The 24,587-nt window shown below is 73.9% G+C and carries 20 protein-coding genes and 1 pseudogene; 12 read left to right on the top strand and 9 right to left on the bottom strand.

Features of this window, described 5'->3' with window-relative positions; genetic code table 11:
• Positions 1–20: 20 nt before the first annotated feature.
• On the bottom strand, positions 21–1,037 hold the full coding sequence (locus ACFYVJ_RS07970; RefSeq protein ID WP_388887630.1) for a sigma-70 family RNA polymerase sigma factor: 1,017 nt from the start codon (positions 1,035–1,037) through the stop codon (positions 21–23).
• 143 nt (positions 1,038–1,180) lie between these two features.
• On the opposite strand from ACFYVJ_RS07970, the gene ACFYVJ_RS07965 reads away from it, so the two are divergent.
• Positions 1,181–2,185, top strand: a complete 1,005-nt coding sequence (locus ACFYVJ_RS07965) for a DUF6528 family protein (RefSeq protein ID WP_388887628.1) — start codon at positions 1,181–1,183, stop codon at positions 2,183–2,185.
• A gap of 131 nt (positions 2,186–2,316) precedes the next feature.
• On the opposite strand, the gene ACFYVJ_RS07960 is transcribed toward ACFYVJ_RS07965, so the two are convergent.
• Entirely contained in the window at positions 2,317–3,087 is a 771-nt protein-coding gene (locus ACFYVJ_RS07960) for a MerR family transcriptional regulator (RefSeq protein WP_388887626.1), read from the bottom strand.
• Positions 3,088–3,341: 254 nt separating this feature from the next.
• On the opposite strand from ACFYVJ_RS07960, the gene ACFYVJ_RS07955 reads away from it, so the two are divergent.
• From ACFYVJ_RS07955 to ACFYVJ_RS07945, 3 genes are read left to right on the top strand one after another with little or no spacing between them, the layout of a single operon-like run.
• A complete protein-coding gene (locus tag ACFYVJ_RS07955; protein ID WP_388887624.1) occupies positions 3,342–4,904 on the top strand; it encodes a flavin-containing monooxygenase in 1,563 nt (520 codons plus the stop codon).
• A complete protein-coding gene (locus ACFYVJ_RS07950; protein WP_388887622.1) occupies positions 4,901–5,950 on the top strand; it encodes an alpha/beta fold hydrolase in 1,050 nt (349 codons plus the stop codon). The genes ACFYVJ_RS07955 and ACFYVJ_RS07950 overlap by 4 nt, the downstream gene beginning before the upstream one ends.
• On the top strand, positions 5,947–6,855 hold the full coding sequence (locus ACFYVJ_RS07945) for an SDR family oxidoreductase (RefSeq protein ID WP_388887620.1): 909 nt from the start codon (positions 5,947–5,949) through the stop codon (positions 6,853–6,855). The genes ACFYVJ_RS07950 and ACFYVJ_RS07945 overlap by 4 nt, the downstream gene beginning before the upstream one ends.
• A 173-nt stretch (positions 6,856–7,028) precedes the next feature.
• Here the strand turns inward: ACFYVJ_RS07945 and ACFYVJ_RS07940 are convergent, their stop codons facing one another.
• Both ACFYVJ_RS07940 and ACFYVJ_RS07935 read right to left on the bottom strand, forming a co-directional pair.
• Positions 7,029–7,235: a hypothetical protein gene (locus ACFYVJ_RS07940; RefSeq protein WP_388887618.1), complete on the bottom strand. Its 207-nt coding sequence runs from the start codon at positions 7,233–7,235 to the stop codon at positions 7,029–7,031.
• A gap of 106 nt (positions 7,236–7,341) precedes the next feature.
• Positions 7,342–10,782: a S41 family peptidase gene (locus ACFYVJ_RS07935; RefSeq protein ID WP_388887616.1), complete on the bottom strand. Its 3,441-nt coding sequence runs from the start codon at positions 10,780–10,782 to the stop codon at positions 7,342–7,344.
• A gap of 110 nt (positions 10,783–10,892) precedes the next feature.
• On the opposite strand from ACFYVJ_RS07935, the pseudogene ACFYVJ_RS07930 reads away from it, so the two are divergent.
• Positions 10,893–11,069, top strand: a pseudogene (locus ACFYVJ_RS07930) (cobalt ABC transporter ATP-binding protein); the annotation flags it as partial.
• 10 nt (positions 11,070–11,079) lie between these two features.
• Positions 11,080–11,832 (top strand): MOSC domain-containing protein, encoded by a 753-nt coding sequence (locus ACFYVJ_RS07925; RefSeq protein WP_388887614.1) that lies wholly within the window; start codon positions 11,080–11,082, stop codon positions 11,830–11,832.
• Between the two features lie 43 nt (positions 11,833–11,875).
• Here the strand turns inward: ACFYVJ_RS07925 and ACFYVJ_RS07920 are convergent, their stop codons facing one another.
• The 5 genes from ACFYVJ_RS07920 to ACFYVJ_RS07900 all read right to left on the bottom strand — a co-directional run bounded on the left by ACFYVJ_RS07920 (position 11,876) and on the right by ACFYVJ_RS07900 (position 18,230).
• Complete coding sequence (locus ACFYVJ_RS07920; protein WP_388887612.1) at positions 11,876–13,099, bottom strand: hypothetical protein; 1,224 nt, start codon at positions 13,097–13,099, stop codon at positions 11,876–11,878.
• 109 nt (positions 13,100–13,208) lie between these two features.
• Positions 13,209–14,060, bottom strand: a complete 852-nt coding sequence (locus ACFYVJ_RS07915) for an EamA family transporter (protein WP_388887610.1) — start codon at positions 14,058–14,060, stop codon at positions 13,209–13,211.
• Entirely contained in the window at positions 14,057–14,551 is a 495-nt protein-coding gene (locus tag ACFYVJ_RS07910; protein ID WP_388887608.1) for a YbaK/EbsC family protein, read from the bottom strand. The genes ACFYVJ_RS07915 and ACFYVJ_RS07910 overlap by 4 nt, the downstream gene beginning before the upstream one ends.
• 96 nt (positions 14,552–14,647) lie before the next feature.
• Positions 14,648–16,384, bottom strand: a complete 1,737-nt coding sequence (locus tag ACFYVJ_RS07905) for a penicillin-binding transpeptidase domain-containing protein (RefSeq protein ID WP_388887606.1) — start codon at positions 16,382–16,384, stop codon at positions 14,648–14,650.
• A 97-nt stretch (positions 16,385–16,481) separates the two neighbouring features.
• Positions 16,482–18,230 carry a dolichyl-phosphate-mannose--protein mannosyltransferase gene (locus tag ACFYVJ_RS07900; protein ID WP_388887604.1) on the bottom strand — a complete coding sequence of 583 codons (1,749 nt, stop codon included), beginning with the start codon at positions 18,228–18,230 and terminating at the stop codon, positions 16,482–16,484.
• A gap of 258 nt (positions 18,231–18,488) precedes the next feature.
• On the opposite strand from ACFYVJ_RS07900, the gene rsmI reads away from it, so the two are divergent.
• The 6 genes from rsmI to ACFYVJ_RS07870 all read left to right on the top strand — a co-directional run bounded on the left by rsmI (position 18,489) and on the right by ACFYVJ_RS07870 (position 24,547).
• Positions 18,489–19,343 (top strand): 16S rRNA (cytidine(1402)-2'-O)-methyltransferase, encoded by an 855-nt coding sequence (gene rsmI, locus ACFYVJ_RS07895; protein ID WP_388887602.1) that lies wholly within the window; start codon positions 18,489–18,491, stop codon positions 19,341–19,343.
• 121 nt (positions 19,344–19,464) lie between these two features.
• Positions 19,465–19,728, top strand: coding sequence for a hypothetical protein (locus ACFYVJ_RS07890; RefSeq protein WP_347580412.1), 264 nt, complete (start codon positions 19,465–19,467; stop codon positions 19,726–19,728).
• A gap of 78 nt (positions 19,729–19,806) precedes the next feature.
• Positions 19,807–20,721 (top strand): TatD family hydrolase, encoded by a 915-nt coding sequence (locus ACFYVJ_RS07885; protein WP_388887599.1) that lies wholly within the window; start codon positions 19,807–19,809, stop codon positions 20,719–20,721.
• Positions 20,718–21,611 carry a 16S rRNA (adenine(1518)-N(6)/adenine(1519)-N(6))-dimethyltransferase RsmA gene (gene rsmA / locus ACFYVJ_RS07880; protein WP_388887597.1) on the top strand — a complete coding sequence of 298 codons (894 nt, stop codon included), beginning with the start codon at positions 20,718–20,720 and terminating at the stop codon, positions 21,609–21,611. Before ACFYVJ_RS07885 ends, rsmA begins: the two co-directional genes overlap by 4 nt.
• A complete protein-coding gene (locus ACFYVJ_RS07875; protein ID WP_388887595.1) occupies positions 21,608–22,567 on the top strand; it encodes a 4-(cytidine 5'-diphospho)-2-C-methyl-D-erythritol kinase in 960 nt (319 codons plus the stop codon). The genes rsmA and ACFYVJ_RS07875 overlap by 4 nt, the downstream gene beginning before the upstream one ends.
• 135 nt (positions 22,568–22,702) lie before the next feature.
• Complete coding sequence (locus tag ACFYVJ_RS07870) at positions 22,703–24,547, top strand: ABC-F family ATP-binding cassette domain-containing protein (RefSeq protein ID WP_388887593.1); 1,845 nt, start codon at positions 22,703–22,705, stop codon at positions 24,545–24,547.
• Positions 24,548–24,587 lie beyond the last annotated feature (40 nt).

Below are 24,587 nucleotides of genomic sequence, written 5' to 3'. Positions count from 1 at the left end.
GCCCCGCGGAGCGCGCGGCCTCAGTCCTCCAGCACCAGCGGCAGGCCGAAGAGCGGGAACAGCCGGTCCACGCCCAGGAAGCTGTTCATGTGGGTGACCTTGCCGTCCTCGATCTCCAGGACCTGGATCGCCCAGCCGCGGTGACCGCCGCTCTCGGGATCCGGGTGGTACTGCGCGAAGGCCGGCATGCCGTTCGCCGAGCAGGGGACCAGGCGGGAGCCGCGGCAGACCGCGCCGGTGCCGAGGAACCAGGTGCGGATGTCCTCCGGGCCCTGCAGCCAGAGCGGCAGCGGGGGCATGGAGAGGATGACGTCCTCGCGCATGAGCGCCGTGAGCGCATCCAGGTCGTACCGCTCGAAGGCGTCGACGTACCGCTCCAGGAAGCGCTGCTGGTCCGCGTCCAGCGGCTTGGCCGGCTCGCTGTCGGCCGGGGCCTCGGCGGCCAGGGTGGCGCGGGCGCGCTGCAGCGCGCTGTTCACCGACGCCACGGAGGTCTCCAGCAGCTCCGCGACCTCGCTTGCCCGCCAGGCGAGCACGTCCCGCAGGATCAGCACCACGCGCTGGCGCGGCGGCAGGTGCTGGAGCGCGGCGACGAAGGCGAGGCGCACGGAGTCGCGCTGGGCCGCGACCTCGGCGGGGTCGCCGCCCTGGGGGAGCACCTTCGTGTCCGGCATCGGCTCCAGCCACGTGGCCTCCGGGAGGGCCGCGCCGAGGGCGGCCTCCGGGGGCGTGGTGGCGGCGCCGGGGGACGACAGGTCCATGGGGCGGGCGCGGCGCTGAGGGCTGCCGTGCATGTCGAAACAGACATTCGTGGCGATGCGGTATAGCCACGAGCGCATCGACGCGCGGCCCTCGAAGCGATCGAAGCCCTTCCAGGCGCGCACCATCGTCTCCTGGACGGCGTCCTCCGCCTCGAAGGCGGAGCCGAGCATGCGGTAGCAGTACCCGGTCAGCTCGATGCGGTGGGACTCCAGGCGCTTCTCCACCGGCTCTTCTGCGGCGGGGTCCGCCACCGTTTCTCTGGTCACGTTCGTCATCGTAAGGGCGGCCACTGACAAGAGTCATCGGGCGGGACAGATGCGCAGAATTCACCAAACAGCCACCGCAAGGGCTTACTTCCCGTCGTTCCGCGTGGCACTGTGCGGATGATGTTGATCAGAGCAACCCGTCAGGAGTGCCCATGACCGGCAGACCCACACGTCGTACGGCCCTGCTCACCGCGCTCGGCGCGGGCGCGGCCGCCACGCTCCCCGCCGCCGCCGCGCACGCGGCTGGCGGCAAGCCCACCCCGCCCGTCGCCGTCACCGACCAGAAGTCCCGCCGCGTCCTCATCCTCGACTCCCGGCTGCCGTGGGACTCGCCGGACGCCGTGCGCTGGGCGTTCTCGCCGGAGGGCGACGAGCGGTACGCGGACCTGGTGCCGCAGGCGAGCTGGACGTACGTCGACGAGGCCAAGGCCCGCCGCCGCAGGGGCCGTACGTACCTGCTCACCACCGCCTCGTTCGGCTTCGCCGCCGTCGTCGAGGTGCCCACGGGGCGCCGCTACTGGGCCGGTGCCCTCGCCGGCGGTACGGACTCGGTCAACCCGCACAGCATCGAGCTGCTCCCCGACGGCAACGTCGCCGTCGCCGGCAGCACGGGCGACACCATCCGCCTCTACGCCGCCTCGCAGGGCCCGGCGACGGGCACGTACTTCGAGTACCGCTTCGACGACGCGCACGGGCTGCAGTGGGACAACAGGAACAACCTGCTGTGGGCCATAGGCTACGACGAGCTGATCGCCCTCAGGATCGGCGGCACCCCCGCCGCGCCCACGCTCACCCGCGTCGACGGCGCCGCGCTGCCGCACCCCGACGGCGTGCGGGCAGGCGGGCACGACCTCAGCCTCGTCGCGAGCCGCCCCGGCCGGCTGTGGCTGACCACCAACCACGGGGTGTACCAGTACGACATTGGCCGGCGCGCGTTCAGCCAGGACTTCGCCGGCGCGGCGCAGATCAGCCGGCGCAGCGTGAAGGCGGTCAGCGACGTGCAGGGCAGCGGCCGGGTCGCCACGACCGTGCCGGAGCCGGGCCTCGGCAAGACGTGGTGGACGACGACGGTGTCGGCCCACAACCCGGAGGGTGCGTACAAGCTCCCCGACAGCGGGATCTACAAGGCCCGTTGGTGGCTGCCGGAACCCCGGTGAACGCCCGCCGGACCCCGTGACCGGGCCCGGTCACGCGGCGTCTACGCCACGGCCCCGGACCTGACCTCCGGCGACGTGCCGCCCGCGGCCTGACGGCCGGCGTCCCGGACGCCGGTGCCCGGCCGGCCGGTTCAGCCCTCCGGCTCCTCGGCGGTGGACCCGGCGCGCGTGCGCTTCCACTCCTCGAACTCCTTGCGCACCCGCCGGTCCATCGCCATGGCCACCTCCGCCTCCAGCACCGCCATCGACACCGGCCGCAACTGCTCCAGCGCGTCGGTCAGCCGCTCCACCTGCTCGCCCGTCAGCTCGCCCGCGGGCGTCTCCATGACGTCGGCCAGCACGTGCGCGCGTATGAGCGCGGTGAACAGGTCGGCCAGGTCGTCGGCGTGCGCGCGCACCTCGCGGGCGGCGGCGAGCACGGCGGCCAGCGGCACGCCCCTGGCCACCAGCTTCGACGAGGCGTCCAGCAGCCGCCTGCTGACGTGGATGAACTCCTCGCCCTCCACGGCGACATACCCCATGTCGATGGACGTCGCCAGGTTCTCCGGCGAGACCTCGCCCGCGAACCTGTCGGCCAGCTCCTCCGGGGTGATGCGCACCGGGGTCTCCTCCGACCACGGCTTGGTCAGCGTCTCCTCCAGGCCGAGCAGCTCGGCCGCGCCCCGGACGTCCCGGCCGCTTTCGAAGGCGGAGATCAACTCGGCGATGCCGCCCAGGGTGTGGCCCCGGTCCAGCAGCGCGGCGATCGTCCGCAGCCGGGACAGGTGGGCCTCCCCGTACCAGGCGATACGGCCCTCGCGGCGCGGCGGCTGGAGGAGCTTGCGCTCGCGGTAGAAGCGCAGCGTGCGGACGGTGATGCCGGCGCGCTCGGCCAGCTCCTCCGTCCGGTATTCGCGTCCCACCGTCCGTCCCCTCCGCCGGTCTTCCGCCGGTCTTCCGTAGGTCCTTCGCCGGCCCTGCCGCCGGCCTCCGGCCGTCCTCGCAGGTCCGTGCCGTACGCCCCGACCACCAGGGTAGGACCTCCCGCCGACACCCCGCCCCCGGGCGGAAGTCGATCACGCCGGCCCCCTACCCATCGGTAAGGACAGGCCCTACGCTCTCATCGTGCCAGTGAATGCTGGCGCAATCGACTCCACGGCCTGGGAGGACGACGGCGATGACGCGTGAACACGTCAGGGTGGCGGTGATCGGCTCCGGCTTCGGCGGCCTGGGCGCCGCCGTACGGCTGCGCCGGGAGGGGATCACGGACTTCGTCGTGCTGGAGCGCGCGAGCACGCTCGGCGGCACCTGGCGCGACAACAGCTACCCGGGCTGCGCCTGCGACGTCCCCTCCCACCTGTACTCGTTCTCCTTCGCGCCCAACGCCGAGTGGCCGCGCACCTTCTCGGGACAGCGGCACATCCGCGACTACCTGGAGCAGGTCGCCGACGTCTTCGGCGTACGGCAGCACATCCGCTTCGGCCACGAGGTACGCGGCATCCGCTGGGACGACGACGAGCTGCGCTGGGAGATCGACACCGCGCGCGGCGAACTCGCCGCCGACGTCGTGGTCTCCGCCACCGGCCCGCTGTCCGACCCGAAGGTCCCGGACGTCCCCGGCCTCGACACGTTCCCCGGCAAGGTCTTCCACTCCGCGCGCTGGGACCACGACGTGCCGCTGGGCGGCAAGCGCGTCGCCGTGGTCGGCACCGGCGCCTCCGCCATCCAGATCGTGCCGTCCATCCAGCCCGAGGTCTCCCGGCTCACCGTCTTCCAGCGCACGCCGCCGTGGGTGCTGCCGCGGGTGGACCGCGCCATCACGGGACCCGAGCGGTGGCTGCACGCGCGCGTACCCGCGACCGCCAAGCTGCGCCGCGGCATCCTGTGGGGCATCCGCGAACTCCAGGTGGGGGCGTTCACCAAACACCCCGACGAGCTGGGATTCGTGGAGGGGCTGGCCAGGCGGAACCTGGGCCGGGCCATCAAGGACCCCGTACTGCGCCGCAAGCTCACCCCCGGCTACCGCATCGGCTGCAAGCGGATCCTGCTGTCCAACGACTACTATCCGGCGCTCGCCCAGCCCAACGTGGACGTCGTCGCCTCCGGCCTGAAGGAGGTGCGCGGCTCGACCCTCGTGGCCGCCGACGGCACCGAGACCGAGGCCGACGCGATCATCTTCGGCACCGGCTTCCACGTCACCGACATGCCCATCGCCGACCGCATCAAGGGGCGCGACGGCACCACCCTCGCGGAGGCGTGGGGCGGCGGGATGGAGGCGCTGCGCGGCGCCAGCGCGGCCGGTTTCCCGAACCTGTTGACGATCATCGGCCCCAACACCGGCCTCGGCAACAGCTCGATGATCCTCATCATCGAGGCGCAGCTCACGTACATGGCCGACTTCGTACGCCAACTCGGCCGCCTCGGCAAGCCCGGCGGCCGCGTCGCGCTCGACGCGCGCCCGTCCGCCGTCAGGGCGTGGAACGCGCGGGTGCAGGAACGGATGAAGCGCACGGTATGGAACACCGGCGGCTGCGACAGTTGGTACCTCGACGCCAACGGGCGCAACACGACCGTGTGGCCGGGCACGACGACGGAGTTCCGGAGGGTGACGAGGAGGGTGCACCCGGAGGAGTACGAGGTGCTGCGCGCCGGTGAAGGGGTGCTGCGCACCGACGGTGAAGGGGTGCCCGGTGCCCGGCGGTCCGGCGCGGCGCGGCATGACGAGGAGGCCGTCCGATGACCCGGCTCATGCACGTCACCACCGGCCCGTACGCCCCGCCCGTACCGCGGCGCGAACTGACCGCCGTCTCCGCCGACGGCACCCGGCTGCACGTCGAGGAGCACGGGCAGAAGGACGCGCCCGCCGTCGTCCTCGCGCACGGCTGGTGCTGCTCGACCGCCTTCTGGGCGCCGGTCGTCCGGCAGCTCGCACCCGACTACCGCGTCGTCGTGTACGACCAGCGCGGCCACGGCCGCAGCCCCGCCGGCAACGACGGCTCGTACCACACCACCACCCTCGCCGACGACCTCGGCGCCGTGCTGGACGCGGCGCTGGCGCCCGGCGAGAAGGCCGTGGTCGGCGGCCACTCGATGGGCGGCATGACGCTGATGGCCGCCGCCGGCCGCCCGTACCTGCGCGAGCGGGCCGCCGCCGTGCTGCTGTGCAGCACGGGCAGCTCGCGACTGGTGCCCGAGTCGCGGGTGGTGCCGCTGCGGGCCCGCACGCTGCGTTCCGCGATCCAGCGCGCGCTGCTGGTCTCGCGGCTGCCGATGGGGCCGGTGACGCCGCTGTCGAAGAAGGTGCTGGGCCCGGCGATCCTGGGCCGCGGCGCGACCCCGGCGCAGATCGAGGCGAGCGTACGGATCGTCTTCGCCACCCCGCGCAGGGCGCGCGGCGCGTGGGGGCGGGTGCTGGCGGCGCTCGACCTGGACGCGGAGGTGGCGCGGATGCCGGTGCCGGCCGCGGTGGTGCACGGCAGCGCCGACCGGCTCACGCCGGTGAAGCTGGCGCGGAGGATCGACGAGCTGCTGCCGGAGCGCGCGGGCTTCACCGAGCTGCCGGGGCTGGGGCACATGACGCCGATCGAGGCGCCGTACGCGGTCGCGGAGGTGCTGCGCGGGCTTGTACGCGACCACCTGGCGGGAGTGCCGCAGGAGGCGCAGGCTGAAGGGGCCGCCGAGGCGTCGGGCGACACGGCTCCCGGGACGGCCGGTGGCACGACCGAAGGGGAGACCGCCGATCCGGCCGCCGCGGCGGCCGTCGAGAAGGAGGAGGCGGGCGCATGAGCCGCCGGCACGGACTCGGGGGCAGGACCGTCGTCGTCACCGGCGCCGCCCGCGGCGTCGGCGCGCTGCTGGCGCGCCGGCTCGCGGCCCGCGGGGCGCGCCTCGCGCTGGTCGGGCTGGAGCCGGACGAGCTGAAGAAGGTCGCCGACTCGCTCCCCGGCGAAGCCGCCCACTGGTACGCGGACGTCACCGACCACGACGCGATGGCCGGCGCCGCCGCCGAGGTCGAGGAGCACTTCGGCGGCGTCGACGTCGTCGTCGCCAACGCGGGCGTCGCCACCGGCGGCCCGTTCCTCGACTCCGACGCCCGCTCCTTCGACCGCGTCATCGAGGTCAACCTGCTGGGCAGCGTCGCCACCGCCCGCGCCTTCCTGCCCGCGCTGGTCCGCGCCCGCGGCTACCACCTCCAGATCGCCTCGCTGGCCGCCGTGACGCCCGCGCCGATGATGGCGGCGTACTGCGCGTCGAAGTCCGGCGTGGAGGCGTTCGCGCACTGCCTGCGCGGCGAGGTCGGCCACCAGGGCGTGGACGTCGGCGTCGGCTATCTGAGCTGGACCGACACCGACATGGTGCGCGGCGCCGACGAGGACGAGGTTCTGCGCGACATGCGCGCGCGGCTGCCGTGGCCGTCGAACAAGACCTATCCGCTGGCGCCCGCCGTCGAGCGTCTGGTCGCGGGCATCGAGCGGCGCTCGCCGCACGTCTACGGGCAGTGGTGGCTGCGCGGCATGCAGTCGGTGCGCGGCGCGCTGCCGTCGCTCGTCACCGGGCCGCTCGGGCGGCGGGAGATGCGCAGGCTCGCGCCCCGGCTCGCGGCGACGCGGGAGGCGCGCGGCGGACTCGTGGGCGCGGGCGGCGCGGCGGACGAGCGGACGCGGGCGCTGCGGGAGTCGCCGGAGCGGTAGCGCGCGGCGGCGGCCCGGCGCGTACGGCGGCGGGGATGAACGCCCGTACGCCGTACGCCCGTACGCGCTGACGGCAGACCCGCGCGTGCTCGTACGCGCCCGGCGCGGAACAACGGCGAAGGGGCGCACCCGGCGTGGGGCGCGCCCCTCGGGCGCGGCTCAGCGATGCCGTATCAGCGCTGCTCCCGCTTGTCGTCGCGCTTGTCGCGGTCGTCCTTCATGCGGTCGCGGCCCTGCTCGGCGCCCTCCTTGGCGCGCTGCGAAGGCTCCTGGCCGGACTCCTGCTTCTGCTCGCGGCTCTGCTGCGCCTTGTGCGCGGCCTGCTTGGCCTTCTCGGCCGCTTCGCCGGCCATCTCCTTCGCCTTGTCGAATGCGCCCATTCTTGTCACTCCTAGTGAGAGAGGGGGGTTCGGGGCTCCCTCAGGCTGACATGGACCGCCGAATGCCGCATTCCGGGACCAAGTGCCGTTACGCCTCCCGGGTGTTCTACGACCGCCGCGTGCGCGGCGGCAGCGGCGGCCGGCTGCGGTCCGGCACGTCGGTGTAGTCGGGGGGCACCGCCGCCGGGTGCTCGCGCAGCAGGTCGAGCGCGGTGGCCACGGCGACGTTCAGCTCGGAGGTCCGGCCCTCCGCCCAGTCCAGCGGCGTGCGTTCCGCGACCACGTCGGGCGGGACGCCGGCGTTCTCCACGCCCCAGCCGTACTCGTCGAACCAGGCCGCGTTCATCGGCACCGTGATCACCGTGCCCTCGCCCAGCCGGTGCCGGCCCGTCATCCCGACCACCCCGCCCCACGTCCGCAGCCCCACCACCGGGCCGAGGCCGAGCAGCTTGAACGCCGCCGTGATCATGTCGCCGTCCGACGACGTGGCCTCGTCGGCGAGCGCCACCATGGGCCCGCGGGGCGCGGTCGAGGTGTACGAGACCGGCTGCGCGTTGCGCGTCAGGTCCCAGCCCATGATCGTGCGGGTCAGCTTCTCCAGCACCAGCTCGCTGATGTGCCCGCCCGCGTTGCCCCGTACGTCCACGATCAGCGCCTCGCGGTTCATCTCCATCCGCACGTCCCTGTTGAACTGCGCCCAGCCGCTGCCGATCATGTCCGGGATGTGCAGGTAGCCGCAGCGCCCGCCGCTCAGCTCGTGCACCACCGCGCGGCGCGCCGCCACCCAGTCCTGGTAGCGCAAGGGCCGGTCGTCGACCAGCGGTACCACCGCCACCCGGCGCAGCCTCCCGCCGCCGCCCTCGATCGCGAACGTCAGCTCCACCGACGTGCCCCCCGCTCCCTCCAGCAGCGGGTACGGGCCCGTCACCGGGTCGACCGCGCGGCCGTCGACGTGCGTGAGCACCGAGCCGTCCGGGATACCGGTGCCGGCGAGCGGGGAGCGGGCGCGGGTGTCGGAGGAGTCGCCGGGCAGGATGCGGGCCAGCGCCCAGCCGCGGCCGTCGCGGGTGCGGAAGAAGTTCACGCCGAGGAAGCCGATGGGCCGCTGGTAGTGCGGCGGGCCCTCGTTGCGGCGGGCGGGCGTGACGTACGCGTGCGACGTGCCCAGCTCGCCCAGCACCTCGCGCAGCAGGTCGGCGAACTCGTCGGGGGAGGCCACCCGGTCCAGCAGCGGCCGGTACTGCGCCAGTACCGCGTCCCAGTCGACGCCGCACATGTGCGGCTCCCAGAAGTACGCGCGGATGATCCGGCCGGCCTCGTCGTACGCCTGGTGCCACTCGGCCACCGGGTCCGCGGTGTGCAGCACGCGCCGCATGTCGATGTAGACGGTGGTGTCCGCGTCCGCCTGCCCGGTCGCCGGGATCGCGCGCAGCGAGCCGCCGTCGTTGACGACCAGCCGGCTGCCGTCGCCGCTCACGGCGATCTCCGTCACCAGCGACGTCAGCTCGGTGAGCCGGGCGGTGGAGATGTCGAAGTGCTCCAGCGTCGGCCGGCCCGAGGTGTCCGCGGGGTTGGCGAACGTCTCGCCGAGCGCCCCGGAGATCGGCCAGCGCAGCCAGACCAGCCCGCCGCCGGCGACCGGCTCCAGGGAGGAGTACTTCGACGCCGGCACCGGAATCGGCGTCACCCGGCTCTCCAGCCCCTCCGGTTCCACCAGCACCGTGGAGTTCGCGCCCGCCTCCGCCGCCGGCGGGCCGACCGGGTCCATCCCGCCGGCCGCGGGCCGGCCCTCGGCGGACAGCGCGAACGGCGAGGGCGTCGCGGGGTGCAGCGGTACGAGGTACGGGCGGGAGCCCAGCGGGAACGACAGGTCGCCGGTGTGCACGTCGTACACCGGGTCGAAGCCGCGCCAGGAGAGGAACGCCAGATAGCGCCCGTCGCGCGTGAACACCGGCTCCTCGTCCTCGAACCTGCCGTCCGTGACGTCCACGATCGTCCGGTCCGCGACCCGGGCGATCTTGATCTGCCGCAGCGAGCGGCCGATGCCCGGGTGCGCCCAGGCGACCCACTTGGAGTCCGGCGAGAACGCCAGGTCGCGTACGGGGCCGTTGACCGACCGGATCAGCTCGGTGAGCTGGCAGTCGCCGGCCGCCTCCGCCGGCGACAGCTCCTCCGCGGCCCGTACCGCCTCGGCGAACTGCTCCGCCACCTCCGCCGACATCCGCTCGTCCGCGCGCACCCGCTCCGGCACCCGGAGCAGCAGCAGCCGGCCGTCGTGCGAGGCGAGCGCGATGTGCCGGCCGTCCGGGGACGGCACCAGCGCCAGCACCCGGCCCAGCTTCCCGGCCGCCAGCCGCAGCGGCTCGCCGACGGCGCCGGTGCGCGGCAGGTCCGCGATCTCGATGCCGTCCTCGCCGGCGGCGTCCGTGACGTACGCGACGCGGTTGGTGTCGCCCAGCATCTCCGGCAGCCTGATGCGTACGCCGGGGGTCTCGGTGATCGTGCGCGCCGGGCCGTCGCGGTGGGTCAGCCAGTACAGCGCGCCGCGTACGGCGACGGCGCTGGCCCGTCCCGTGGTGTCGACGGTCAGCCCCTGGACGTTGTTCTGCGCGGCCACCTGGTACGGCCGCCGCCCGACCCGCGGGCTGCCGAGCCGCACGTCGAGGCGGCGCGGCCGGCCGGCGGGGCCGAAGTCCTCGGCGAGCCACAGCTCGCCGGCGCACTGGTAGACGACCCGGTAGCCGTCGGTGGCGGCGTTCCTGGCGTAGAACTCGGCGTGGTCGCTGTGCCGGCGCAGGTCGGTGCCGTCGGGGAGGCAGGAGTAGAGGTTGCCGATGCCCTCGTGGTCGGAGAGGAAGGCGATCCGCGCGGCGGGCGGCGGGCCGACGAACATCACGCACTCCACGTGCCCCCCGAGGTCGGCGAGCAGCCGCTCGCCGTGCAGGTAGATCCGGCCGGTGGCGCCGCCGCGGTAGCGCTTCCAGGCGGCGGGCTCGTGCGGCGGGCGGCCGGTGAGCAGCAGCGTCTTGCGGTGGCCGGCCAGCTCCGCGACGGCGATGTCGTCGACCGGGCCCCAGGGCAGCCGCCGCCCGGGGGCGCCGTCGGCCGGCACCAGATAGGACCAGGTCTGGTACGACAGCGGCTGGCCCTGCGAGGACACCGCGAGGATCTGCGCCGAGCCGTCCTCGCCGGTGCCCGGCGGGGTCCAGCCGCACACCCGGGTGTCCGGGCTGCCCCAGTACGTCAGCCGCCGGGCCCCGCCGCCCTCCGCGGACACGACGTGGATCTCGGCGTCGAGACTGTGCCAACTGGTGAACGCGATGGACCGGCCGTCCGGCGAGAACCGCGGGTGCCCGACGCGGGTGCGGTCGACGGTCAGCCGCCAGCCCCGCTCGGGCTTGGCGCCGGGGGCGGGCAGCGGGGCGAGCCACAGGTCGTCCTCGGCGGCGAAGCAGAGGAGATCGCCGTGCAGGTGGGGAAAGCGCAGATAGGGCAGGCCGGGCCCGGGCGCGGCGGTGCTGTCGGAACCGGCTGTCACAAACTCCATGTTTCGGGGCGTACGGGAACACGGCAAGTCGGGCGGCGACTTCTCGCGTGGAGAGTGCTATTGCAACCTCTTTGCAATTGATTCGTATGGCCGGGGCCACGAGCGGGCACGTGCTCATGGTCACCCACGACCTCCCCTATGCCCTGGAGCTGTGCCCCCGCTCCGTCGTCCTCGGCGGCGGGCTGATCGTCGCCGACGGCGCGACGAAGGAACTTCTGCTCGACGACGAGCTGATGGCCGCGCACCGCCTGGAAATACCCTTCGGCTTCGACCCGGGGCGGGCATAGGGTCCGAAGCATGCCCGAACTCCCGCCCGCCCTACCGGCTCCGCCGCCTTTCCCGGAACCGTCCGATCCCGCCGTCGCCGTGCTCCGGCGCTTCCCGGTCAAGTCGATGCTCGGCGAACGGCTGCCGGAGCTCGTTATCGACGAGCGCGGCACGGTCGGCGACCGCCTCTGGGCCGTCACCTACGGCGACGGCAAGCTCGGCAGCGGCAAGAACTCCCGCCGCTTCCGCCGCACCGAGGGCCTTCTCCACTTCTCCGCCTCCTACGCCGCCGCCCACGACGCCGGCACCGCCCGCCCGCACGTCGTCAGCCCCGAGGGGACCGACCTGCGCGACGACGCCCACCTCGCGGAACTGCTCGGCGCGGACGTCCGGCTGGCCCGCGAGGACGCCGTCTCGCACTACGACGACTGCGGCGTGACGCTTATCGGCACCGCCTCCCTGCACGCGCTCGGCCGGATCCTCGGCGATACCGAACCCGCCGACGCCCGCCGCTTCCGCAAGAACATCCTTCTGGACACCGAGGAGCCCTGGATCGAAGAGGACTGGGTGGGCCGGGAGATCGCCGTGGGCGACGAGGTGCGGCTGCGGGTCATCAAGCGCATGAAGCGCTGCGTGATGACCACGATGGCGCAGCGCGACCTCCCGGAGGACCGCCGCGTGCTCAAGACGCTGACCGCGGACCGCGGGATGTGCATCGGCGTGGGCGCCGACGTCCTGACCCCCGGCACCGTACGCCTCGGCGACACGGTGCGCCCGGTCTGACCCGCCTCCGCCCGGTCGGCCCCCGCCGGCCGGCCCCGCCCCGTCAGCCCGCGGGCGGCGGGCCGGCAGGCGGCGGTGGCGCCTGCGGCGGCGCGGCCGGCGGCGGGGGCGCGGCTATGGTCGGCGCCTGCGGCATCGCGTCGTACCGCGCCTGCGCCTGCGGCTGCGGCGAATCCTGCGGTACGGGCTGCCCCACCGGCTGCGCCGGTACGTGACCGCCCGCCACCGGCGGCGCGTCCGCCCCGGCCGCCGCCTCCGGCGCGCGCAGCATCATCACGATCACCACGATGGCTATCAGCGAGCCGCCGACATAGGTGGCCAGGCTCAGCCAGCCCTCCGTGTCCTCGGTGTAGGCATCCCAGTCGGGGAAGGGAAGACTGGTCTCGTCCAGCGATTCCTCAGGGAACTCCGTGATCGTCATGCCGATCATCTGGCGGACGTAGATGTAGAGGAAGACCCCGAGGACGGCGATCGACGCACCCCGCACCACCGGCCGGCGCAGCAGCGCCAGCACGCCCAGCACCAGCAGCGCCACCGGGATGACCGCAGTCCAGAACTCCCCGGAGCCGGCGAACACCGGGAAGGGCGCCTCCCCGGCGTCCACCAGGGTTCTGAAGTACTCACCCCTGTCGTACCCGTCCGTGGTCAGTACGCGCACGATCCAGCCGATGAGCGCGAGGCCGAGGATCAGCATCAGCACGCCGGACATCAGGTAGAGCTGCGACCCCCGCGCCGGCATCCCCGCCGCGCCCGCGGCCGGCCGGTCGCCCGCCCGGAGCATCAGCACGACGACGGTCGCCGAGAACAGCAGGACGACGACCCAGCTGCCGACGATCGCGGCCTCCAGGTCGCTGATCCCGAAGTACCAGTCCCGGAACTCCTCGCTGCGGGCCAGGCCGATCAACTCGCGCGCCGCGGTCGCGAACATCACGAAGCCGCACAGCAGCGCGGCTCCCCGCCCCGCCCGCCGGTTCAGCGCCGCGACCAGCCCCGTCACCATCAACGCCACCGTGAACGCCCACACGTACGGGTTGAAGAACTCGGGCTCCAGCAGGACGCGCGGGTCGTACAGCGCCTTGAAGAAGTCGTCGCCCCGGCCGTCCACCTGGTCGAAGTCGTAGGAGATCCAGGCGACGACCATCCGGCCCAGGGCCGTGAGCAGCACCGCCGCGGTGAGATACGCGCCCAGGTGCCGTCTCGGCGCATGGCGGTCCGATGCCTCACCGGATTGGCGTTTCGTCCCTTCGCCGAGCACTGCCATGGTCATCCCCCGTTGTCTGTGTTGCGGAGATTCCATCCTGAAGGTGAACGCCCGCGGAGAAAACCCCTGTGGATAACCCCTGTTGCGTACTCGTCACACCCCCGGGACGCCCCGGCTACGCGGGGAGCAGCACCAGCGCGATTCCCGCCACCATCAGGCACGCCGCCACGATCCGCGGCCCGCCGAACCGCTCCTTGAGGAACACCGCCCCGATCGCCGCCCCCACCACGATGCTCGACTCCCGCAGCGCCGCTATCGGCGCCAGCGGGGCGCGCGTCTGCGCCCAGAGCACCAGCCCGTAGGCCGTGATGGAGATCGCCCCGCCCAGCAGCCCGCGTACCGCCACCGGCGCCAGTTCGCGCACCATCCCCGGGCCGCGCAGCACCAGCGCCGCCAGCGGGATCCACGGGCCCATCAGCAGGACCAGCCACGCCGTGTAGCCCATCGCGCTGCCGGAGGCGCGCACGCCGACGCCGTCGACGATCGTGTACGCCGCGATCGACAGGCCCGTCGCGAACGCCGCCGCCAGGGCCGGCCAGTGCGGGCGGGTGTCCTTGCCGCGCAGCCCCCACAGGGCGATGCCGCTCAGACCCGCGCACGCCACCGCGACGCCCGCCGTCTGCCACAGGCCCAGCCGCTCGTCCAGGAAGAGATGCGCCACCGCCGCGACGACCAGCGGGGCCGTGCCGCGCGCTATCGGGTAGACCTGCCCGAAGTCCCCCAGCCGGAACGACTGCATGAGCAGCGTCATGTACACGAGGTGGATCGCGACCGACGCCAGCAGCCACGGCCAGGCGCCGGCGTCCGGGAACGGCACGAAGAACACCGCGGTGCCCGCGATCAGCACGTCGCCCACGCCGATCAGCGCGAAGACGGCCAACTGGTCCTTGAAACCGTGGGCGATGGCGTTCCACGAGGCGTGCATCACGGCGGCCGCGAGGACCGCCGCGGCTATGAGGGGGGTCACACCCCCGGCTCGCACACCTCGGACACGTCCGCGACCCGCGCGCCCGCGTGCGCGACGAGGTCCTTCGGAGCGATGGGGAACACCGTGTGCGGGTCGCCCGCGGCGGCCCAGACCTCGCCGTGGTCGAGGAGCCCGCGGTCGGCGAGCACCGTCATACGCGTCACGTGCCCGAAGGGCGGCACGCCGCCGATGGCGTACCCCGTGGCCTCGCGCACCACCGCCGCGTCCGCCCGGCGCACGCCCGCGGCGCCCAACTCGGCCCGTACGCGCTCGGTGTCCACCCGCGAGGCGCCGTCCATCAGGACCAGCACCGGTACGCCGTCCGCCGCGAAGATCAGGGACTTGACGATCTGGCTCAGCTCGCAGCCGATGGCCTCCGCCGCCTGCGCCGCGGTACGGGTGGCGTCGGGGAAGCGGCGTACGGGGACGCTGAGGCCGAGTTCGGCGAGGGCGGTGGCGAAGAGCGGGTGTGCGGCGTCGGCTGTCGTCATGGAGGTGACGTTAACGTCCGGTGTACGGGCCACGCGAACACATTCCGCACACCGGGACCCGGCGCGCCTCGCGCCGGGTCCCGGTGAACCTGCGCCTCAGCCGCCGTGCGCCGCCAGCACGTCCCGTACCAGCGGGCCCGCGAACTCGCCGCCGTGCCCGATGTTCGGCACCGTGGCCGCCGCGGCCAGGTCCCCGCGGTACGCGGTGAACCAGGCGTCCGTCTCCTCCTGGCCGCCCATCTCCGCGGAGCCGGTCTTCGCGCCCACCTGCCCGGTCAGCCCGCTCATGGCCCCCGCGGCCGTCCCGGTCCTCGCCGTCTCCTCCATCAGGTCCCGCAGCGACTGCGCCGTCGCCGCCTTCATGCTCTTCGGCGCCGTGGCGAACTGCCGCCCGTCGAACGACTGCGGCACCAGGTGCGGCTGCTTGAAGACGCCGGACTTCGCGGTCGCCGACACCGACGCCATCGTCAGCGGGTTCATCCGCACGCCGCCCTGGCCGATCAGCGACAGCGCCATCTCCACGCCTGACTGCACCGGCACCGAGCCGTCGAAGGTGGTCACGCCCGTCTGCCAGTTGAGCCCGATGCCGAAGACGTCCCGGGCCTGCTTCGTCAGGTCGTCGTTCTCCAGCTTCTCCGCCATCGAGATGAACGCGGTGTTGCAGGAGGCGGTGAAGGACTGCGTGAACGTGCCGCCCTGGATGGTGAACGAGTTGTCGCCGACGTTCTCGAACTCCCAGCCGCCGTACGCCTTGTACCGCGGGCAGGGGTGCGGCTTGTCGGGCGCGGCCAGGCCCTTGTCCATGAGCATCGAGGCCGTGACGACCTTCATCGTCGAGCCGGGCGGCAGCGTGCCCTGGAGCGCCGTGTTGTGGCCGTCGGGGACCTGGTTGGCGACCGCGAGGATCTGGCCGGTGCTGGGCTGCAGCGCCACCAGCGCCGCCCCGCCCTGCTTGGCGACGGCCGTCTCCGCGGTCTCCTGCACGGCCGCGTCCAGCGTCGTCTGCAGCGTGCCCGGCTTGGCCTTGGAGAGGACCAGAAGGGTCTCGGGCGCGCCCGCCTTGTCGTCGTCCTTCTTGTCCTTCTTCTTGTCCCCCTTCGGCGCGTCGGCCGGCTCCGTCCAGACCTTGACGCCCGCCTTGCCGCCCGCCTTCGCGCCGTAGCGTTCGCGCAGGTCGGCGATGACGGGTGCGAGCGACGGGTACTCCTCGGGGTCGAGCCTGGCGCCGGTGCGGTCCAGTGCCCTGATCGGCGGGGCCTCGGTCGAACCGGTGCGCAGCCGCTCGCCTTCGGTGAGTTTGGGATGTATGAGGGACGGGTCCCAGACGACCTCGGGCTCGCCGGTCTTCTCGTCCCGTACGACCTCCAGGGCCGAGTTGTACGCCCAGGGCTTGACGTTGTCCCCGAAGGTCACCCGGGCGTCGACGCTGAACGGCACCTTCGTGCCCTCCGGCCGGCCGGGGGTCAGCTTCACCTTGTCGACGCCCGCGTCCTCGCGGTACGAGTCGAGGCCGCGAAGCGCCGCCTTCCTGTCGTCCGTCATCCTTGCCGCGGTCGCGGTGTTGCCGCCCGCCCAGGCGGCCAGGAAGTCCCCCGCCGCCCTCGCGGTCTCCCGGGGACCCGGCGGTCCGGTCTTCACCGGATCGGATGAGGCCGGCGCCGACAGCGCGTTGCCGCCGCTCTCGGCCTTGTCGTCTTCAAGGACGCTGTACGCGCCGAACCCCGCCGCACCGACGACCGCGGCACCGACTCCGACGACTACTGCGATCCGGGTGCGCGTCGCTCGCGCCGACGCACCTGATCCGGCGCGTCTGCGCCGGTGGCTGCCCGCCATCTGCCGTGCTCCCTCTGCGCGCCCCGAGACCATTTCGACCCTGCGTCAAGCACATTAAGCCACCTGCCGCAGGGACGCCCACCCGTCGAGCCGGGGCTCAGACCCAACTCCCCAGCCACATGCGCGCCTCCCAGGCGTCGCGCGTGATCGTTTCGCCGGTGTAGATCGGCCAGAAGTAGATGAAGTTCCAGAGGACGAGGAGGACGAGGACCCCCGCCGCGACCACGCCCGCCGCTCTGCGCCATTCGGTGGGCTGGTCCGTGCCCGGCCCGGCCGCGGACGGGCCCGTGCCCGCGAGGGCGGCGGTGCCGGCGCGGGCCATCGCGCCGAGCATCATCGTCACCGCCAGACACAGGTACGGGAGGAAGACGACGGCGTAGAAGAGGAAGATCGTGCGCTCCTGGTAGAAGAGCCACGGCACCCAGCCGGCCGCCACCCCGCACAGGATCGCGCCGGCGCGCCAGTCGCGGCGCAGGCCCCAGCGGTAGAGCGCGTAGACGACGGCGGCGACGCCCAGCCACCACAGCAGCGGGGTGCCCAGGGCCAGGACTTCGCGGGCGCAGTTCTCCGTCGCGTCGGCGGGGCAGCCGTCGTAGCCCGGGCGCGGGTCGTCCCAGAAGTACGACACGGGCCGGCCGACCACGGGCCAGCTCCACGGGTTGGAGTCGTAGGTGTGGCCGGAGTCGAGGTTGACATGGAACCTGTAGACCACCGCGTGGTAATGCCACAGGCTGCGCACGGCATCGGGGATGAAGGGGAACGCCGTGTCACGGTCCTCTGCCCAGCCGCGGAAGTAGCCGTTGTCGGAGGCGAACCAGCCGGTCCAGGAGGCGACGTACACGGCCGCCGCCACCGGCACCGTGGAGACGAACGCCGGCACCACGTCGAGGCGCAGCGCGCGCGCGTACGGGCGGCGGGAACCGGCCGTACGGCGGGCGCCCGCGTCCCACAGCACCGTCAGCAGCCCGAACGCGGCGAGGATGAAGAGCGCGTTCCACTTGGTGCCCAGGGCGAGCCCCATGCACACGCCGGCGGCGAGCCGCCACGGCCGCGCCCCGAGCCGCAGCCCGGAGGCCACCGCGTCGTCGGGCCGCCCCCTGGGCAGCGCGGCGGCCAGCCGTTCCCGTGCGCGGTCCCGGTCGATCAGCAGGCAGCCGAACGCGGCCAGCACCCAGAACATCAGCACCAGGTCGAGCAGCGCGGTGCGGCTCATCACGAAGTGCAGGCCGTCGACCGCCATCAGCAGCCCCGCCAGACAGCCGAGCAGCGTGGAGCGGAACAGCCGGCGGCCGATGCGGCACAGCATGAGCACCGACAGCGTGCCGAGCAGGGCGGTGACGAAGCGCCAGCCGAAGGGGTCCAGACCGAACGCCCACTCGCCGAGCGCGATCATCCACTTGCCGACGGGCGGGTGGACGACGTAGCCGGGATCCTCGCTGAGCGGGATGACCTGCGGGTCGTCCAGGAGCTTGTCGTTGGCGTCCTTGGGCCAACTGCCCTCGTAGCCGAGCTGGAGCAGCGACCAGGCGTCCTTGGCGTAGTACGTCTCGTCGAATATCACCGCGCGCGGGCTGCTCAGGTTCACGAACCGCAGCACGCCGGCGAAGAGCGCCACGAGCAGCGGCCCGCCCCACGCGCCCAGCCGCGCCACCCGCACCGCCGTCACCGCGGGCACGCCCATCACCTGCAGCAGTCGCGCCCCGGACCGCCGGTACGGCGGCACCAGCCGCTCCGTGACGCCGGCCTCGCGCCGCGGCACGTACCCGAACGCGCGGAGCCGCCGCTGCCACGCGGGGGCGGGCGCGGACCGGCTCTGCGCGGGCTGCGTCACGGTGTCACTGCTCACGGGGGCCCATCCTAGGCGCGCGCGTCCCGGGCACGGCGGGACTGATCGGAACCGGCCGGGAGCCGCCCGTACGGCCGCCGCACGGCCCGTACGCCCCGGGCGGACCGCACGCCGCTCCGGGGCAGGCCGCGGACCCGGCCCCGGGCCGCGCAGCGGACCCGCCGCAGGTCCGCGGCCGGGCCCGCCCCGGACCGGGCCGCGGACCTGCGACGGGACCCGTCCTCGCGTCCTGTCGGTGCCATCCGACAGGATGGGCACGTGAGTGGACTCCTCGTACTGGCAGGCACGCCCATCGGCGACCCCGCGGACGCACCGCCGCGGCTGGCGACCGAGCTGGCCGCCGCCGACGTCATCGCCGCCGAGGACACCCGCCGGCTGCGCCGGCTGACGCAGGCGCTCGGGGTGCAGCCGACGGCCCGCGTCGTGTCGTACTTCGAGGGCAACGAGAGCGCGCGTACCCCCGACCTCGTCGAGGAGCTGGCCGGCGGCGCGCGCGTCCTGCTCGTCACCGACGCCGGTATGCCCTCCGTCTCCGATCCCGGCTACCGCCTCGTCGCCGCCGCCGTACGGCGCGGCATCACCGTCACCGCCGCGCCCGGCCCCTCCGCGGTGCTCGCGGCGCTCGCGGTCTCCGCGCTGCCGGTGGACCGGTTCTGCTTCGAGGGCTTCCTGCCGCGCAAGCCGGGGGAGCGGCTCTCGCGGCTGCGGGAGGCGGCCGCCGAGCGGCGCACCCTGGTGTACTTCGAGGCCCCGCACCGCCTCGGTGACAGCCTCACCGCCATGGCCGGGGTCTTCGGCGAGGACCGCAGGGCCGCCGTGTGCCGGGAGCTGACCAAGACGTACGAGGAGGTCAGGCGCGGCCCGCTGCGGGAGCTGGCGGACTGGGCGGCCGAGGGCGTCCGCGGCGAGGTCACGGTGGTCGTGGAGGGCGCGCCCGTGGACCGCGAGCGGCCCGGTGCCACGGAGCTGGCCCGCCGGGTCACCGTCCGTGAGGAGGCGGGGGAGGGGCGCAAGGAGGCCATCGCGGCGGTCGCCCGGGACGCGGGGGTACCCAAGCGCGAGGTGTTCGATGCGGTGGTGGCCGCGAAAAACTCGGCAAACAACTCAGAGTAGCCGGATCAAAACTCCTTCAATTGATGGTATGGACGGCTGCGGGTCGCGCCGAATGGGTGTCCACTGGAATAGGGGATGCGTTCCGGCGACTTGTCCCTCACATGGACAAGAGGAGCAGCCAATGTCCGAACCCGAGCCAGTGACCGAGTCATATGCCTTCGCCTGCATGATGTGCGGGCACGGGTGGGAGCAGAGCTACGAGATACACCACCACGTCGATTCGAAGGGCCGGCCCTTCGTGACGTACCACACCGACGGAGAGCGGGTGCCCTCGCCGCTGACCCGGCCCACGTGCCTGAACTGCGGCGAGCACGTCGTACGGATCATGCGCGCCGGCCAGGTCCGGTCCGTCGAGTCGGTGCGGCAGCGCTCGCGCCGCACCTGACCCCGCGGGGACCCGGGCGGGTCCGGACGGCCACCGCCCCGCACGGCGGTGTCCTACCGGGCCAGTAGAGTCCCCGGCATGGCTCAGCACACCTCAGGCGGCGCGGACGCGAAGTCCGCGCCGCCGCCGCCCGAGCCGCTCGGCCACCCCGCGGCGGACTCGCACACGCATCTCGACATGCAGGACGGCACGGTCGCCGAGGCGGTGGCCGCGGCCGCCCGGGTCGGCGTCACCACGCTCATCCAGGTGGGCTGCGACCTGGAGCGGTCCCGCTGGTCCGCGGAGACCGCCGCCGCGCACGACGCGGTGTGGGCGACCGTCGCCCTGCACCCCAACGAGGCCCCGCGGCTGGGCGCGGGACTGGACGCGGCCCTCGACGGGATCGACGCGCTCGCCGCGCTGCCGCAGGTCGTCGGCGTCGGCGAGACCGGCCTCGACTATTTCCGGACGGGCCCCGAGGGCGCCGCCGCGCAGCAGCACTCCTTCCGCCGTCACATCGAGATGGCAAAACGCCGGCAAAAAGCCCTCGTCATTCACGACAGGGATGCCCACGACGACGTGCTGCGCATTCTTGATGAAGAGGGAGCGCCGGAGCGGGTGGTATTCCACTGCTATTCCGGTGACGCGGCGATGGCCGAAACCTGCGCGGAAAACGGTTACTTCATGTCCTTCGCCGGAAACATGACCTTCAAGAACGCGGGGCAGTTGCGCGAGGCGGTCGCCGTCGCGCCCGCGGAGCTGCTGCTCGTCGAGACCGACGCGCCGTTCCTGACGCCGATGCCGTACCGGGGCCGGCCCAACGCGCCGTATCTGATCCCCCTCACGCTGCGCGCCATGGCCGCGGAGCGCGGCGAGGACCCCGACGAGCTGGCCGCGGCGATCGCGGCGAACACCGCGCGCGCGTTCGGCTACGCCCCGGCCGACGCCGTACGGCCCGCCCCCGGCGGCTCGCCAGGAGCCCGCCAAGACGCACGGAATAGCCTGGAGCGGTGAGCGCCACCACCGGCGAGCCGGACCCGCTGCTCGGCCCCGCGGACGTCCGCGAGCTGGCGGCGGCCCTCGGCGTACGCCCCACCAAGCAGCGCGGCCAGAACTTCGTCATCGACCCCAACACCGTCCGCCGCATCGTGCGCGCCGCCGGCGTGCGGCCGGACGACGTGGTGGTCGAGATCGGCCCGGGACTCGGCTCACTCACCCTCGCCCTGCTCCAGGCCGCGGCCCACGTCACGGCCGTCGAGATCGACGACGTGCTCGCCGCCGCCCTCCCCGCGACCGTACGGGCCCGGCTGCCGCAGCGCGCGGAGCACTTCGCGCTCCTGCACGCCGACGCGCTGCGGATCACCGAGCTGCCGGGCCCGCCGCCGACGGCGCTGGTGGCGAACCTCCCGTACAACGTCGCGGTGCCCGTGCTCCTGCACATGCTGGCCACCTTCCCCGGCATCGAGCGCACGCTGGTCATGGTGCAGGCCGAGGTCGCCGACCGGCTGGCCGCCGCCCCCGGGTCGAAGGTCTACGGCGTGCCGTCGCTCAAGGCCGCCTGGTACGCGGACGTCAAGCGGGCCGGCGCCATCGGCCGCACCGTGTTCTGGCCCGCGCCGAACGTCGACTCCGGGCTCGTCTCGCTCACCCGCCGCGAGCCGCCCGCGACCGGCGCCACCCGCACCGAGGTCTTCGCGGCCGTCGACGCCGCGTTCGCCCAGCGCCGCAAGACGCTGCGCGCGGCGCTCACCGGCTGGGCGGGCTCCGCGCCCGCCGCCGAGGCCGCGCTGCGCGCCGCGGGCGTCTCGCCGCAGGCCCGCGGCGAGTCCCTGACCATCGAGGACTTCGCGCGGATCGCGGAGTCCCGGCACCGGACCGCCACCACGAGGAGCAGCACGCCGTGACATCCGGATCGACCACGCCCGCCCCCGGTCCCGCCCCCGCCGCGCGGAGCGTCACCGTCCGCGTACCCGCGAAGGTCAACGTGCAGCTCGCCGTCGGCCCGCCGCGCGCGGACGGCTTCCACGACCTCGCGAACGTCTTCCTCGCCGTGGGCCTCTACGACGAGGTCACCGCCACCGAGGCCGACGCCCTGCGTGTCACGGTCGCGGGCCCCGACGCCGCCGCCGTCCCCACCGACACCTCGAACCTCGCCGCCCGCGCCGCGCAGTTGCTCGCCGCCCGGCACGGGCGCGAGCCGAACGTCCACCTGCACATCGCGAAGGACATCCCCGTCGCCGGCGGCATGGCCGGCGGCAGCGCGGACGGCGCGGGCGCGCTGCTGGCCTGCGACGCGCTCTGGGGCACCGGGACCGGCACCGGCGAGCTGCTGCGGATCTGCGCGGAGCTGGGCAGCGACGTCCCGTTCAGCCTGGTCGGCGGGGCGGCGCTGGGCCGCGGCCGGGGCGAGCGGCTGACGACGCTGTCCGCGAAGGGCCCGCTGTACTGGGTCTTCGCGGTGGCCGACGGCGGCCTGTCGACGCCGGAGGTCTACGGGGAGTTCGACCGCCTGGCGGCGGGCCGCTCCGTACCGGACCCGGACCCGTCCCCCGCGGTGCTGGACGCGCTGGGCTCCGGCGACCCGGCGGACCTCGCCGCGGCGCTGACGGCGATCGAAGGGGGCAACGACCTCCAGCCCGCCGCCCTCTCCCTCCGCCCCTCCCTGGCGGAGACCCTGGAGGCGGGCACCGCGGCGGGCGCCCTGGCGGCCCTCGTCTCGGGCTCGGGCCCGACGTGCGCGTTCCTCGCGGCGGACGAAACGGCGGCGGCGGAGGTCGCCGCGGCGCTGGAGGCGTCGGGCACCTGCCGCAAGGCCCGCGTCGCCCAGGCCCCGGCCCCGGGCGCGGTCGTCGTGGACTGAGGGGACAGCGCCCCGGTTCGGCGACGGGAGGGGTGAGGGAAAGGCCGCGGGCGGCATTCCGCGGCGCGCGAACTACGCTGGGAGGCCGCCCGCCGAGGAAACCCACCCCGACCCCGCGAGGAGCACCGCACCGCCATGGCCGCCGCCAACCTGGTCAACCTGGAAGCCGTCGACAAGGTCTACGGCACCCGCGCCCTCCTCGACGGCATCTCCCTCGGCGTCGCCGAAGGCGACCGCATCGGCGTCGTCGGCCGCAACGGCGACGGCAAGACCACCCTCGTCCGCCTCCTCGCCAAGCTCGAAGAGCCCGACGCCGGCCGCGTCACCCACACCGGCGGCCTCACCCTCGGCGTCCTCACCCAGGGCGACACCCTCGACCCCGCCGCCACCGTCCGGCACGAGGTCGTCGGCGACATGGCCGACCACGAGTGGGCCGGCGACGCCCGCGTCCGCGACGTGCTCACCGGCCTCTTCGGCGGCCTCGACCTGCCCGGCTTCGAGCAGGGCCTCGACACCGTCATCGGCCCGCTCTCCGGCGGCGAACGCCGCCGCATCGCGCTGGCCAAGCTGCTCATCGGCACCCCCGGCCTCATCGTGCTGGACGAGCCGACCAACCACCTCGACGTCGAGGGCATCGCCTGGCTCGCCGAGCACCTGCGCACCCGCCGCGCCGCGCTCGTCGTCGTCACCCACGACCGCTGGTTCCTCGACCAGGTCTGCACCCGTATGTGGGACGTCCAGCGCGGCGGGGTCCACGAGTACGACGGCGGCTACTCCGACTACGTCTTCGCCCGCGCCGAGCGCGCCCGGATCGCCGCCACCGAGGAGGCCAAGCGGCAGAACCTCGTGCGCAAGGAGCTGGCCTGGCTGCGCCGCGGCGCCCCGGCCCGTACCAGCAAGCCCCGCTTCCGGATCGAGGCCGCCAACGCGCTCATCGCCGACGTGCCGCCGCCCCGGGACTCCGCGGAGCTGATGAAGTTCGCCAACTCCCGCCTCGGCAAGACCGTCTTCGACCTGGAGGACGTCACCGTACGGGCCGGGGGCGGCGCCGAAGGCAGGGTGCTGCTCAAGGGGCTGACCTGGCAGCTCGGCCCCGGCGACCGCGTCGGCCTCCTCGGCGTCAACGGCGCGGGCAAGACGTCCCTGCTGCGTACGCTCGCGGACGCGGCCCGCTCCGGCGGCGAGACGCAGCCGGCCGCGGGGCGGATCGTCGCGGGCAGGACCGTGCGGCTCGCGTACCTCTCGCAGGAGGTCACCGAACTGGACCCGCAGTGGCGGCTGCTGGAGTCGGTCGAGCGGGTACGGCAGCGGGTGGACCTCGGCAAGGGGCGGGAGATGACCGCCTCGCAGTTGTGCGAGCAGTTCGGCTTCGGGCGGGAGAAGCAGTGGACCCCGGTGGGCGACCTGTCCGGCGGCGAGCGGCGGCGGCTGCAGTTGCTGCGGCTGCTGATGGACGAGCCGAACGTGCTGTTCCTCGACGAGCCGACCAACGACCTGGACATCGAGACCCTCACGCAGCTCGAAGACCTGCTGGACGGCTGGCCGGGGACGCTGGTGGTCATCAGCCACGACCGGTACTTCATCGAGCGGACGACGGACACCGTGCACGCGCTGCTGGGCGACGGGACGCTGCGGATGCTGCCGGGCGGGATCGAGGAGTACCTGCGCCGCCGGGCCCGTATCCGCGAGACGCAGCCGCAGGCCCCCGCCGGAGCGCAGACGGAGACGCAGGCACAGCCGGCGGCGGCCGGGCTGTCCGCGGCGGACGCGCGGGCGGCGAAGAAGGAGCTGCAGCGCATCGAGCGGCAGTTGGACCGGATCGGCGGCAAGGAGACCGACCTGCACGCCGCGATCGCCGAGCACGCGACGGACTTCGCGCGGGTGGCGGAGCTGGACGGGCAACTGCGCGGGCTGGCGGCCGAGCGCGAGGAACTGGAGCTGCGCTGGCTGGAGCTGGCCGAGGCGGCGGAGGCGGGCTGAGCCCGCGGCGTACGGCCGGTTGCGCGGTCCGTGCGCGGCC

The organism is Streptomyces sp. NPDC004134 (assembly GCF_042874195.1).
GTDB lineage: Bacteria > Actinomycetota > Actinomycetes > Streptomycetales > Streptomycetaceae > Streptomyces.
The sequence above is the reverse complement of the archived record's forward strand: the minus strand, read 5'-3'. Positions and strand labels throughout refer to the sequence as shown.